Source organism: Marinithermus hydrothermalis DSM 14884 (genome assembly GCF_000195335.1).
Lineage (GTDB): Bacteria > Deinococcota > Deinococci > Deinococcales > Marinithermaceae > Marinithermus > Marinithermus hydrothermalis.
Map to the genome: position 1 here is coordinate 1,725,610 of NC_015387.1, position 12,030 is coordinate 1,737,639.

12 protein-coding genes are annotated in these 12,030 nt (G+C 67.3%); 7 read left to right on the plus strand and 5 right to left on the minus strand.

Going from position 1 to position 12,030, the window contains the following annotated elements:
* Positions 1–8: 8 nt before the first annotated feature.
* The 4 genes from tuf to rpsL form a co-directional block, all read right to left on the minus strand.
* Positions 9–1,226 (minus strand): elongation factor Tu, encoded by a 1,218-nt coding sequence (tuf, locus tag MARKY_RS08690; protein ID WP_013703243.1) that lies wholly within the window; start codon positions 1,224–1,226, stop codon positions 9–11.
* A 64-nt stretch (positions 1,227–1,290) separates the two neighbouring features.
* Positions 1,291–3,363: an elongation factor G gene (fusA, locus tag MARKY_RS08695; protein ID WP_013704510.1), complete on the minus strand. Its 2,073-nt coding sequence runs from the start codon at positions 3,361–3,363 to the stop codon at positions 1,291–1,293.
* Between the two features lie 2 nt (positions 3,364–3,365).
* Positions 3,366–3,836 carry a 30S ribosomal protein S7 gene (gene rpsG / locus MARKY_RS08700; RefSeq protein WP_013704511.1) on the minus strand — a complete coding sequence of 157 codons (471 nt, stop codon included), beginning with the start codon at positions 3,834–3,836 and terminating at the stop codon, positions 3,366–3,368.
* A 13-nt stretch (positions 3,837–3,849) separates the two neighbouring features.
* Positions 3,850–4,233, minus strand: a complete 384-nt coding sequence (rpsL, locus tag MARKY_RS08705) for a 30S ribosomal protein S12 (protein WP_013704512.1) — start codon at positions 4,231–4,233, stop codon at positions 3,850–3,852.
* Between the two features lie 254 nt (positions 4,234–4,487).
* On the opposite strand from rpsL, the gene MARKY_RS12220 reads away from it, so the two are divergent.
* From MARKY_RS12220 to MARKY_RS08725, 4 genes are all read left to right on the plus strand, one after another.
* Entirely contained in the window at positions 4,488–5,297 is an 810-nt protein-coding gene (locus tag MARKY_RS12220; RefSeq protein ID WP_013704513.1) for an alkaline phosphatase family protein, read from the plus strand.
* Between the two features lie 165 nt (positions 5,298–5,462).
* Entirely contained in the window at positions 5,463–6,464 is a 1,002-nt protein-coding gene (locus tag MARKY_RS08715) for an iron ABC transporter substrate-binding protein (RefSeq protein ID WP_013704514.1), read from the plus strand.
* Positions 6,465–6,533: 69 nt separating this feature from the next.
* The gene (locus MARKY_RS08720; protein WP_245526775.1) at positions 6,534–8,051 is read left to right on the plus strand and encodes an ABC transporter permease; all 1,518 of its coding nucleotides are present in this window, start codon (positions 6,534–6,536) and stop codon (positions 8,049–8,051) included.
* Between the two features lie 5 nt (positions 8,052–8,056).
* On the plus strand, positions 8,057–9,112 hold the full coding sequence (locus MARKY_RS08725) for an ABC transporter ATP-binding protein (RefSeq protein WP_013704516.1): 1,056 nt from the start codon (positions 8,057–8,059) through the stop codon (positions 9,110–9,112).
* On the opposite strand, the gene MARKY_RS08730 is transcribed toward MARKY_RS08725, so the two are convergent.
* Positions 9,109–9,555 carry a ferritin-like domain-containing protein gene (locus MARKY_RS08730; RefSeq protein WP_013704517.1) on the minus strand — a complete coding sequence of 149 codons (447 nt, stop codon included), beginning with the start codon at positions 9,553–9,555 and terminating at the stop codon, positions 9,109–9,111. The two genes, MARKY_RS08725 and MARKY_RS08730, sit on opposite strands and share 4 nt — an antisense overlap.
* A 189-nt stretch (positions 9,556–9,744) precedes the next feature.
* Between MARKY_RS08730 and MARKY_RS08735 the strand changes: the two genes are divergently transcribed.
* The 3 genes from MARKY_RS08735 to MARKY_RS08745 are packed head-to-tail and all read left to right on the plus strand — an operon-like array spanning position 9,745 to position 12,028.
* Positions 9,745–10,083, plus strand: coding sequence for a hypothetical protein (locus MARKY_RS08735; protein WP_041657999.1), 339 nt, complete (start codon positions 9,745–9,747; stop codon positions 10,081–10,083).
* 29 nt (positions 10,084–10,112) lie between these two features.
* Positions 10,113–10,862: a tRNA pseudouridine(38-40) synthase TruA gene (truA, locus tag MARKY_RS08740; protein ID WP_013704519.1), complete on the plus strand. Its 750-nt coding sequence runs from the start codon at positions 10,113–10,115 to the stop codon at positions 10,860–10,862.
* Entirely contained in the window at positions 10,847–12,028 is a 1,182-nt protein-coding gene (locus tag MARKY_RS08745) for a lipid-A-disaccharide synthase-related protein (RefSeq protein ID WP_041658001.1), read from the plus strand. Before truA ends, MARKY_RS08745 begins: the two co-directional genes overlap by 16 nt.
* The last annotated feature ends 2 nt before the right edge of the window (positions 12,029–12,030 follow it).

Below are 12,030 nucleotides of genomic sequence, written 5' to 3' on the forward strand. Positions count from 1 at the left end.
CCCTCACCTCACTCCAGGATCTTGGTGACGACACCCGCGCCCACGGTACGGCCGCCCTCGCGAATCGCAAACCGCAGCCCCTCCTCGCACGCAATCGGCTTGATCAGCTCCACCGTGAACGTCACGTTATCCCCGGGCATCACCATCTCCACGCCCTCGGGCAGCGTCACCACACCCGTCACGTCCGTCGTCCGAAAGTAAAACTGCGGCCGGTACCCAGAAAAAAACCCCGTGTGCCGGCCCCCCTCCTCCTTCTTCAACACGTACACCTGCGCCTCAAACTTCGTGTGCGGCGTGATCGATCCCGGCTTCGCCAACACCTGGCCTCGCTCCACCTCGTCACGCCCCACACCGCGCAGCAACGCCCCAACGTTGTCCCCCGCAAGACCCTCCGACAGCGTCTTCCGGTGCATCTCCAAACCCGTCACCACCGTCCGGCGCGTCTCCCCCAAACCCACAATCTCCACTTCCTCGCCAACCGTGATCTTCCCGCGCTCAATGCGCCCCGTCGCAACCGTCCCCCGACCCGTGATCGTAAACACGTCCTCAATCGGCATCAGGAACGGCTTGTCCACATCCCGCTCCGGCGTCGGAATGTACTCGTCAATCGCGTCCAGCAACTCCCAAATCTTGTCCACCCACTCGTTCTCGCCCCGCTGCGTCTTCGGGTTCGCGTGCAGCGCCTCCAGCGCCTTCAGCGCCGAACCACGGATCACCGGCACCTCATCCCCGGGAAACTCGTACTGGCTCAACAGCTCCCGAACCTCCATCTCCACCAGCTCCAGGAGCTCCTCGTCGTCCACCATGTCCACCTTGTTCAAAAACACCACAATGTACGGCACGCCCACCTGACGCGCCAGCAAAATGTGCTCCCGCGTCTGCGGCATCGGCCCGTCCGCCGCCGACACCACCAAAATCGCCCCGTCCATCTGCGCCGCACCCGTGATCATGTTCTTCACATAATCCGCGTGCCCGGGACAATCCACGTGCGAATAGTGCCGCTTCTCCGTGTTGTACTCCACGTGCGCCGTGTTGATCGTAATCCCCCGCGCACGCTCCTCCGGCGCCTTGTCAATCTGGTCGTAGTCCTGCACCTCCACCGACGGGTCCATCGCCGCAGCAGCAAACGTGATCGCCGCCGTCAGCGTCGTCTTCCCGTGGTCCACGTGCCCAATCGTCCCCACGTTCACGTGAGGCTTCGTCCGCTCAAACACACCCTTGGCCATCGTAACCGTCCTCCTTCAGACAACACGGGGCGGGGAAGGCGCGCCCTCCCCCGCCCCACGCACGTCATTCCTTGATCAGCTTCTCCTGGATCTGCTTCGGAACCTCGGCGTAGTGATCGAAGAACATCACGAAGGAAGCCCGCCCCTGGGTCTTGGAGCGCAGGTCCGTGGCGTACCCGAACATCTCCGCGAGCGGAACGTTCGCGCGCACCACGGTCGCGTTGCCGCGCGGCTCCATCCCCAGGATGTGCCCCCGGCGCGAGTTCAGGTCGCCGATCACATCCCCCACGTACTCCTCGGGCGTGGTCACCTCGACCCGCATGACGGGCTCGAGGATCACCGGGTTGCCCTTTTGCACAGCCTCCTTGATCGCCATCGAACCCGCGATCTTGAAGGCCATCTCCGAGGAGTCCACCTCGTGGTAGGACCCGTCGTACAGGGTGACCTTGATGTCCACCACGGGGAAGCCGATGAGGGGCCCGGACTGCATGGCCTCCTCGATGCCCTTCTGCACCGCGGGGATGTACTCCTTGGGCACCACGCCGCCCACGATGGCGTTCACGAACTCGAACCCGCCACCGCGCGGCAACGGCTCCGCTTTGATCTTGACGTGGCCGTACTGGCCGCGCCCACCGGTCTGGCGGATGAACTTGCCCTCGACGTCGACCGGGGTGGTGATCGTCTCGCGGTAGGCCACCTGCGGCTTGCCGACGTTCGCGTCGACCTTGAACTCGCGCTTGAGGCGGTCCACGATGATCTCGAGGTGCAGCTCACCCATCCCCGAGATGATCGTCTGGCCGGACTCGGGGTCGGTCGAGACGCGGAAGGTCGGGTCCTCCTCCGCGAGGCGCGCGAGCGCCATGGTGAGCTTCTCCTGGTCCGCCTTGGTCTTGGGCTCGATCGCGACGTCGATCACCGGTTCGGGGATGTCGATGGACTCGAGGACGATCGGCTCGTCGTTTTCCCCGACGAGGGTGTCGCCGGTGATCGTGTCCTTGAGGCCCACGACGGCCCCGAGGTCCCCGGCCTTGAGTTCCTCCACCTCCTCGCGGTGGTTGGCGTGCATCCGCAGGAGGCGGCCAACGCGCTCTTTCTTGCCCTTGGTGCTGTTATAGACGTACGAGCCCGCGGTGATCCGGCCGGAGTAGACGCGGATGAAGGTCAGCCGGCCGACGTAGGGGTCCGCCATGATCTTGAAGGCGAGGGCGGCCAGCGGGCCGTCGAAGTCGGGGGAACGGGTGATCTCCTCCCCGTCCGGGGTTGTGCCCTTGATCGGGGGCACGTCCAGCGGCGAGGGCAGGTAGTCCACCACCGCGTCGAGGAGGAGCTGAACGCCCTTGTTTTTCAACGCGGAACCGAGGAAGACGGGGGTGATCTCCAGGGAAAGGGTGCCTTTGCGGATCGCGGCCTTGAGCTCCTCTTCGGTGATCTCCTCACCTTCGAGGTACTTCATCATGAGTTCTTCATCGAAGTCGGCCGCGGCTTCAACCAGCTTCTCGCGCCATTCGGCGGCCTGGTCCTGGTACTCGGCGGGGATCTCCACCTCCCGGATGTCGGTGCCGAGGTCGTTCCCGTAGGTGTAGGCCCGCATCCGCACGAGGTCGATGATCCCGCTGAAGGTGTCCTCCCGACCGATCGGGAGCTGCATCAGCACCGGCCGCGCGCCAAGGCGCTCGATCATGCTGTTGATCACCAGCATGATGTCCGCGCCGGTCTTGTCCATCTTGTTGGCGAAAGCAATGCGCGGCACCCGGTACTTCTCGGCCTGACGCCAGACGGTCTCGGACTGCGGCTCCACGCCCTGCGAGGCGTCGAAGACCGCGACCGCCCCGTCCAGCACGCGCATGGAGCGCTCCACCTCGATGGTGAAGTCCACGTGGCCGGGGGTGTCGATGATGTTGATGCGGTGGTCCTTCCAGAAGCAGGTGGTGACCGCGGAGGTGATGGTGATCCCGCGCTCCCGCTCCTGCTCCATCCAGTCCATCGTGGCCGCGCCTTCGTGCACCTCGCCGATCTTGTGGATGCGGCCGGTGTAGTAAAGGATACGCTCGGTCGTCGTGGTCTTACCGGCGTCGATGTGCGCGGCGATCCCGATGTTACGGGTCTTTTTAAGGTTAAACTCCGTCTTAACCGCCATACTTACCACCGGTAGTGCGCGTAGGCCCGGTTCGCTTCGGCCATGCGCTCGACGTCCTCACGCTTCTTCACCGCGCCGCCCTTGCCTTCGGCCGCCTCGAGCAGCTCGTTCGCCACGCGCTCGACCGCGGTCCGTTCGGGGCGGGCGTTGGCCGCCTGGACCAGCCAGCGCAGGGCGAGGGACTGCTGCCGGCGCGGCGAGACCTCGACCGGCACCTGGTAGTTCGCACCGCCGACGCGCCGGCTGCGCACCTCCAGCCGCGGCTTGACGTTCTCCACGGCCTGCTTGAAGACCTTGAGGGGCTCCTGGCCGGTCTTTTCCTGGATGAGTCTGCAGGCATCATAGAAGATGCGCGCGGCCAGGTTCTTCTTGCCGTCCCGCATGATCTTGTTGATGAAGGCCGTGACGACGACGTCGCCGTAGACCAGGTCAGGCTGGAGTTGACGGATCTCTGCTCTTCTTCTCCGTGCCATGCTGCACCCTCACTTACTTCTTCGGCCGCTTGGTCCCGTACTTGGAGCGGCTCTTCTTCCGGTCCTTGACCCCCTGGGTGTCGTAGACCCCACGCACGATGTGGTACCGCACGCCGGGCAGGTCCTTCACACGGCCCCCGCGGATCAAGACCACCGAGTGTTCCTGCAGGTTGTGCCCTTCGCCAGGAATGTACGCCGTCACCTCGTACCCGCTGGTAAGGCGCACCTTCGCCACCTTGCGCAGCGCCGAGTTCGGCTTCTTCGGCGTGACCGTACGCACCACGGTGCACACGCCACGGCGGAATGGGCTTCCCTTCAACGCGGGAACCTTGCTCTTTTTCTTGGTGGCCTTGCGGCCTTTGCGGAGAAGCTGATTGATCGTCGGCAGTGCAATCACTCCCTTCCTGGCTCAGCCCACTCGGGCTGGTGTTGCCCCCGTCTCTCAAGAACCTCTGGAACCCGGGCGGGGCCGAGTCCCGATTGTAACCGCCTCCAAATCGCCGGTCAAACCGGCCGGGAGGCGGCTCGGCCCGGGACCAGGGGCTGGCCCCAGGGGTCCCTCAACTTGCGCAGTATACACGCTTTTACCCGTGTGCCGCAAGCCCCGTTCCCCGCGCCGCAGCGGAGTTTCACCGGGTATACACTGGGACCGTGCTCGCCCTACTCTTTGTGGACGGCCTGGGCGTCTCCGCCCACCCCGAAAGCCCCCTACGCCACGTGGCCTCCCTTCCCCCCGAGCCCCGCCGGGAGGATGGCGTGTGTTACCAGCTACTCGACGCGCGACTGGGGCTGGAGGGCCTCCCCCAGTCGGCCACCGGCCAAACCAGCCTCCTCACCGGAAGGAACGCGGCGCGGCTTCTCGGGTACCACCACGGACCGTTCCCCGGCCCCACCCTACGGGCCCTTCTCGCCGAGGAAAGCCTGCAGGTGCGGGCCGTGCGGCGGGGGCTGCGCGTGCACCACGCGAACGGGTACCGGTCGCGCTACCTCGAGCTCCTCGAAAAGCGCGTCCGCCACGTGCCCCTCTCGGCTTTCGGGTACGCGGCGCGGGCCGCGGGGCTGCCCCTCCTGCCCCTGGAGCACCCGGAGGCCGTCCACCCGATGCTTCCAGACCCGGAGGCTGCCGCCCTGCGGTTCGCCGCGCTGAGCGAACGCTACGACCTGGTGATCCTCGAGCACTGGGCGCTGGACCTAGCGGGGCACCGGGACCCCGCTGCTATTCGGGGACACCTCGAGCGGTTGGATCGGTTCCTCGAGGCGTTTCGGCGGGCGCGGCCCAAGAGCAGTCTGGTGCTGATCTCCGATCACGGCAACGCGGAGGAGCCTTGGCATACCGCGCACACCACGAACCCGGTGCCTTTTCTGGTGCTCGGCCCGTTGGCGGCGGCGACGCCGGAATTGGGGGATATCGTGGCTTGGGGGCGCTGGGTGCAGCGGGTGGTGCTCGAGGAAAGGACGTAATGGACGTAATGCAAGACGTAATGCAAGACGTAATGCAAATGGTTCCTATTCTCAAATCCAATAATTCCGAGCGGTTTACTTGACATTATTCCCACGATCCCCTAGACTGCTTTCTGGGTGACTGACCGCTGGGTCCGCCCAAAACTCATCGGAGGTTGCGTCCTTATGAAAAGGGTTCTGGTACACTCCCTAAGCGCTCTGCTCGCCCTCTCCGCTCTCGGCACTGCGGCCGCCCAAGAGCTCGTGATCTACTCGGGGCGTAGTAAAAGCCTGGTCGAGCCGATCATTCAGCAGTTCGAGCGGGAAACCGGCATCAACGTCAGAGTCAAGTACGGCAAAACCGCCGAACTCGCCGTCCTTCTCCTCGAGGAAGGCATCCGCAGCCCCGCGGACCTGTTCTGGGCGCAGGACGCGGGCGCCCTCGGCGCGGTGGCCAAGGCCGACCTGTTCGTGAAGCTCCCCGAGTCCGTGGTGGCGCGTGTCCCCGAACAGTTCCGGAACGAGAACGGCCTCTGGGTCGCCATCACCGGCCGGGCCCGCACCCTCGCCTACTCCCCCGAGCGCGTCAAGCCCGAAGAGCTCCCCAAGAGCATCTTCGACCTGACCGACCCCAAGTGGGCCGGACGCGTGGGGTGGGCACCCACCAACGCCTCCTTCCAGGCCTTCGTCACCGCGATGCGCGTCCTCTACGGGGAGGAGACCACCAAGCAGTGGCTCCTCGATATGAAGGCGAACGGCACCAAAGCCTACCCCAAGAACACCCCGATCATCGAAGCCATCGCCGCGGGCGAGATCGACCTCGGCCTGCCCAACCACTACTACCTGCTGCGCTTCAAGAAGGCCGACTCCAAGTTCCCCGTCGCGCAAACCTTCTTCCAGCCGGGTGACGCGGGCAACCTGGTGAACGTCGCCGGCGTGGGCATCCTCAAGTCCGCCAAGCACCCCAAAGAAGCCCTCGCCTTCGTGAAGTACCTCCTCTCCGAAAAAGGCCAGCAGTACTTCGTCAGCGACGTCTTCGAGTACCCGGTCACGGACGAGGTCATCCCCAACCCCAACCTGCCGGTGGCCTTCGAAGAACTCCTCGAGCTCACGCCCCAGATCGACCTGGACGACCTCGACGACCTCAAGGGCACGCTCGAGCTGTTGCGGGAGGTGGGGCTCCTCTAACCCCCAAAGGAGGACAATATCCTTCTCCATCGAGCACGAAGGGCTCCTTGGTACTTCCTCGCCCCGGCCGTGGCGGCCGGGGTGGGGGTGTTGTTGCTGCTCGGGTACTTGCTGCTCCGGGCCTTAGGCGTGGAGGCCGAGGAGCTCGCCAAGCTCGTCCTGCGCCCCCGCAACCTCCGCCTCCTTCAAAACACCCTCCTCCTCGCCGCGGGCGTCCTCGCCTTGGACGTCCTCCTCGCCCTCCCGCTCGCCTGGCTCACCACCCGCAGCGACCTGCGCTTCAAGCGGGCGTTCACCCTCCTCGGCGTGCTGCCCCTAGCCATCCCGGGGTACGTCATGGCCTACGCCCTCCTCGCCCTGGGCGGGCCCTACGGCGCGGCGGCGCAGCTTTTCGGCGTGACCCTCCCGCGCCTGAACGGGTACGCCGGCGCCCTCATCGCCCTCACCATCTACACCTTCCCCTACATGTTCCTGAACCTGAGGGCCGCCCTTCTCGGCTTAGACCCCACCCTCGAGGAGGCCGCCCGATCCCTCGGGTACCGGCCCCACCAGGTCTTCCTCCGCGTCGTCCTGCCCCAGCTCCGCCCCGCGTTCTACGCCGGGGGCCTTCTGGTGGGGTTGCACGTCCTCGGAGATTTCGGCGTGGTCAGCCTGATGCGCTTCGAGACCTTCAGTTACGCCATCTACCTGCAGTACTCCGCCGCCTACGACCGGGAGTACGCCGCGTGGCTTGCCCTCATGCTCCTGACCCTGACCGGCGGACTGCTCTACCTCGAGGCGCGCCTCCTGCATAGGGTGCGCCTCGACCGCATCGGTACCGGCGTGAAGAAACGCGCCGCCCCCACCCCGCTGGGTGCGTGGCGCCCCCTGGCCTACGGTTTTGCCCTGGGGTTGCCGCTCCTGGCCGTCGGGGCTCCGGTCCTCGCGATTGGGTACTGGATGACCCGAACCTCCAACCCCGGCGTGCTGACCGACCTGGGCGAGGCCCTCACCAACTCCATTTTGGCCTCCGCGCCGGCCGCTTTCCTTGCCCCCATGCTGGTCCTGCCCATCGCGTACCTGAGCGTGCGCTACCCTTCGCGCCTCTCACGCTTCCTGGAGCGCGTGGCCTACATCGGGTACGCCACACCTCCCCTCGCCTTCGCCCTCGCGCTCATCTTCTTCTCGCTGAACCTCGTCCCGTTCCTATACCAGACGCTCGCCCTGCTCGTCTACGCCTACACCCTGCACTTCCTGGCGGAGGCCATCGGCCCGGTGCGCAGCGCCCTCTACCAAGCCTCCCCTCGCGTCGAGGAGGCCGCGTACAGCCTAGGGTACACCCCCTTCTGGGCGTTCTGGAAGGTCACCTTCCCCGTGCTGCGCGGCGGGCTTTTGGCCAGCACCGCGTTCGTCTTCCTCTCCGCGATGAAGGAGCTCCCGCTCACCTTCCTGCTCGCGCCGATCGGGTTCGAGACGCTCGCGACGAACGTCTGGGGCTACACCACGGAGGCCATGTTCGCTGAGGCCGCGCCGTACGCGCTCGTGATCCTCCTGGCCTCCGCCGGTTTCGTGGGGCTCCTGCTCGCGCAGGAACGGAGGTCCGCATAACACCCTTGCTGCAAGTCACGAACCTCACCAAACGCTTCGGGCCGGGGCTGCCCCCCGTGGTGGAGGGGCTCGAGTTCACCGTCGCGCCCGGCGAGATCCTTGCCCTCCTGGGTCCCTCCGGGTGCGGGAAGACCACGACCCTGCGCCTCATCGCGGGGTTCGAGCGCGCCGACTCCGGCGAGGTGCGCCTCCAAGGCCACCTCCTCACCGGCCCCCACACCCACGTGCCCCCCGAGCGCCGCGGCATCGGGTTCGTCTTCCAGGACTACGCCCTCTTCCCGCACCTTTCGGTGCTCGGCAACGTGATGTTCGGCCTCGCGCACCTCCCCCCGCGCGAACGCAAAGCCCGCGCGTTGGAGGTGCTTGACCTCGTGGGGGTCACGCTCTTTAAGGACCGCATGCCCCACGAGCTCTCCGGCGGACAGCAGCAGCGGGTGGCGCTCGCGCGTACCCTGGCCCCCGCGCCGCGGCTCATCCTCCTGGACGAGCCCTTCTCCAACCTGGACGTGGCCCTCCGCAGCACGACCCGCGAGGAGGTCCGGGCCATCCTGAAGGCCTCCGGCACCAGCGCGGTGCTCGTCACGCACGATCAGGAGGAGGCCCTTTCTTTCGCGGATCGCCTCGCGGTGATGCGCTCGGGCCGCATCGAGCAGATCGGCACCCCCGAGGAGGTCTACCACCGGCCGCGCACCCCGTTCGTCGCGCAGTTCCTCGGGCGCACCAACCTGATCCCCGCCCAGGCCGAGGGGCGCTACGCCGTAAGCCCCCTGGGTCGGCTCGAGCTCGACCGCGCCTGCCGCGGCCAGGTGCTCCTCTCCCTGCGCCCCGAGCACCTCGAGCTCGTGCCCGCCAACGGGGAGGTGAGCGGCGAGGTGATCGCGCGGGAGTTCAAGGGGCACGACCTCACCTACCGGGTGCGCCTTGGGGATGCGGTCTACCTCGTGCAGACCGATTACACGAAACGCTTCGAGCTCGGCGCGCGGGTGCGCCTCGTGCCGCGCGAGGCGGCGGTGGTGGTGGGTTCGGGCGGGCCCCTGGACCCCGAGCCCTGCCCCTTTTAAGCCGTCCAGTTTCCGGCCAGAAGGAGTTCGGCCTCCTCCTTGTGTCGGGTCTCGTCGCTGACGAAGTCCTGGAGGTCGTTCGAGAGCCCGTAATCCCCGAGGGCCTCGGCTTGCTTGATGCGTTCGACGTAGCGCTGGATCGTCTCCTCCTCGGCCTGCAGCACGTTCTCGACCATCTCCCGTGCGCTGTTGGCCTGGGGCACGTCGGGCACGCTCACCCGCGGGTCGCCCCCCAGCGCGACGATCTTGCGCGCCAGGTACTTGGCGTGCTTCAGCTCGTCCGCGATCTCCTCCTCGAAGAACTCCGCCAGGTGGTTGCGGTGGATGCCCTTCACCCCCGCCGCGTACGTGAGGTACATGGTGACGGCCTGGCACTCGTGCACCAGGTCCGTCCGCAAGCCTTCAATGAGCGCCGACTTCTGCTGTCCGGTCTTGACCGCCATCGCCACACCCCCCACCAGGCCGCGCTGTTGATGCGGCCTGAACCTCAGGCTAGGGTCTGTTTTTCCCCAGCGCCACGCTCCGTGTCACGATTCCCCGAAACCAGAGAAACCCGAGCAATCTACTTGACATTCGCGCACGGCGCGGATACACTCGTACCGGAACGCTATCGCCCGTACCGTCGCTGAGCTATGATGCCGCACGAATCCACCCCTCCCCCCACGGAACTCGACCGGGCCCTGGCCGAGGCCGAGCGCCTCATTGCCCGCATCCAGCAACACCCGCGCTGGCGCACCCCCGCCCCCACCCTCGAGGCCCGGCAAAACCGGTTTTACGCCAAGCTCCGCGCCACGCACGCCGTCGCCGAAAGCCGCGCGCGCCTCGCGCGCCTCGCGGAAGGGTTCGAACTCGGCGCTTGCAGCGCGGAAGAAGCCGTTCGCGCCAGCTACGTCATCCTCTCCCACCTCGCGCGTCTTTGGCTCGAGCTCGAACAGCCCACCCCCAAAACCACCGAAGCGGAACGGCCCTAGCCCGCCAGCGGCGCGTTAGAGTAGGACCGATGCGGCGCATCAAGCTCACGCTGGAGTATGACGGCACCCGCTTCGCCGGTTTCCAACGCCAAGCCAAAGGCGAGCGCACCGTTCAAGCCGAACTGGAAAGCGCCCTCGCACAGATCCCCGGGGCCGTTCCCAAGGTGGTCGCAGCCGGCCGTACCGACGCGGGGGTACACGCCCTGGGCATGGTGGTGCACTACGACACCGAGGACCGCATCCCCCCCGAGAAGATCCCTTACGCCCTGAACCGCCTTCTCCCCCCCGACGTGCGCGCCCTGGCCGCGGAAGCCGCCCCTCCCGGCTTCCACGCCCGCTACAGCTGCCACTGGCGGCGCTACCGCTACCGCATCCTGAACCGGCAGATGCCCAGCGCCCTGGCGCGCGAGCGCACCTGGTGGGTGCCCAAGCCGCTCGACGCGAACGCCATGCAGCAAGGCCTCGCGCACTTTCTCGGCGAGCACGACTTCAAGGCCTTCGCCACCCAGGAGCGGCGGGGGACCGTGCGCACCCTCTACCGCGCGCGGCTCGAGCGGTGCGGTGAGGAGATCGTGATCGACCTGGTCGGGAACGGGTTCCTCCGGGGCCAGGTGCGGGCCATGGTGGGCACGCTCGTAGAAGTAGGGCTGGGCAAGCGCGACCCGGACGTGATAGCGTGGCTTCTAGCCCACGGGGAACGCAAGGACGCGGGCCCCAGCGCCCCACCCCAAGGGTTGTACTTCGTCGCCGCGGGGTACGCGCCGTGGAACGGATCGTGATCGTTTCGAACGGGCACGGGGAAGACGCGATCGGCACCGCGATCGGACGGGCGCTGACCGCCCTCGGGTGGGAGGTCGTGGCGCTGCCCCTGGTGGGGCAGGGCCGGGCCTACGCGCAGGCCGGGTTTCCCGTACTGGGCCCCCGGCGCGAGATGCCCTCCGGCGGGTTCGTGCACCTCAACCTCCGGGTGTTCCTCAAGGACCTCAAGGCCGGCTGGTTCGCGATGAGCCGGGCGCAGTACCGCGCGCTCCACGAGGCCGCCCGCACGGCCAGCGCCACCCTGATCGTGGGGGACCTGATCGTGGGGGACGTGTACGCCCTGTGGGTCGGCACCCGCTTCGGCAAACCGCCCTTTTACCACGTCCAGCCGCTGGTCTCGGTCTACTACCAGGAGGGGCTAAAGCCCTGGCAGGAGCTGCACCGCGTCAGCGTGAACGGCTTCATCTGGCCCGAACGCAAATTGATGCGCCGCGCGCGGCGCGTCTACCCCCGGGACGCCGCCACCGAAACCCACCTGCACCGCCTCGGCATCCATCACGCGCGCTACCTGGGAAACCCCATGATGGACGCGGTGGAAGGCCGCGCCCCGGTGGACGCGCCCGAGCCGTACCTCCTCCTCCTACCCGGCTCGCGGAAGGACGCGTACTTCTCGCTGCCCTTGATGCTCGAGGCCGCCCTCCACCTCCCCCTAACCCCCGTGATCGCCTGGGCCGGTCTCCCGCTCTCCGGCCTCGCCCTCCCCGATTGGCGCGTCCGCCCCACCCCCAACCCCTGCGGGGTGACGCACGTCCTCACGCACACGAGCGGGAGAAAAGCCTACCTCACCCAAGGCGCGTTCCGCACGCTGCTCGAGCTGCAAAGCCGCCTGGCCTTCGCCACCGCGGGCACCGCAGCAGAGCAGGCCGCGGGGTACGGGATTCCCCTCATCGCCTTCCCCACCCCAGGCCCGCAGTACACCCCAGGTTTCGCGCGGGCCCAGCAGCGGCTGCTCGGGGAGGCGCTCACCCTCGTCCCGCCCGACCCCAAGGCCCTCGCTGAGGCGGCCCGGGCCCTTCTCGAGCACCCCGACCGCTACCGCCGAGCCCAGGCCGCCGGGCGCGAGCGCATGGGCCCCCCCGGCGGCGCGCAGCGCATCGCGGAGGACCTCAGCACCACGGTGGGCTAGGC

Excerpts from the sequence above, each read along its gene's own strand:
- MARKY_RS08730 (WP_013704517.1), bottom strand. The coding sequence starts at position 9,555 with ATGGCGGTCAAGACCGGACAGCAGAAGTCGGCGCTCATTGAAGGCTTG.
- tuf (WP_013703243.1), bottom strand. The coding sequence starts at position 1,226 with ATGGCCAAGGGTGTGTTTGAGCGGACGAAGCCTCACGTGAACGTGGGG.
- MARKY_RS08715 (WP_013704514.1), top strand. The coding sequence starts at position 5,463 with ATGAAAAGGGTTCTGGTACACTCCCTAAGCGCTCTGCTCGCCCTCTCC.
- fusA (WP_013704510.1), bottom strand. The coding sequence starts at position 3,363 with ATGGCGGTTAAGACGGAGTTTAACCTTAAAAAGACCCGTAACATCGGG.
- MARKY_RS08735 (WP_041657999.1), top strand. The coding sequence starts at position 9,745 with ATGATGCCGCACGAATCCACCCCTCCCCCCACGGAACTCGACCGGGCC.
- truA (WP_013704519.1), top strand. The coding sequence starts at position 10,113 with ATGCGGCGCATCAAGCTCACGCTGGAGTATGACGGCACCCGCTTCGCC.
- rpsG (WP_013704511.1), bottom strand. The coding sequence starts at position 3,836 with ATGGCACGGAGAAGAAGAGCAGAGATCCGTCAACTCCAGCCTGACCTG.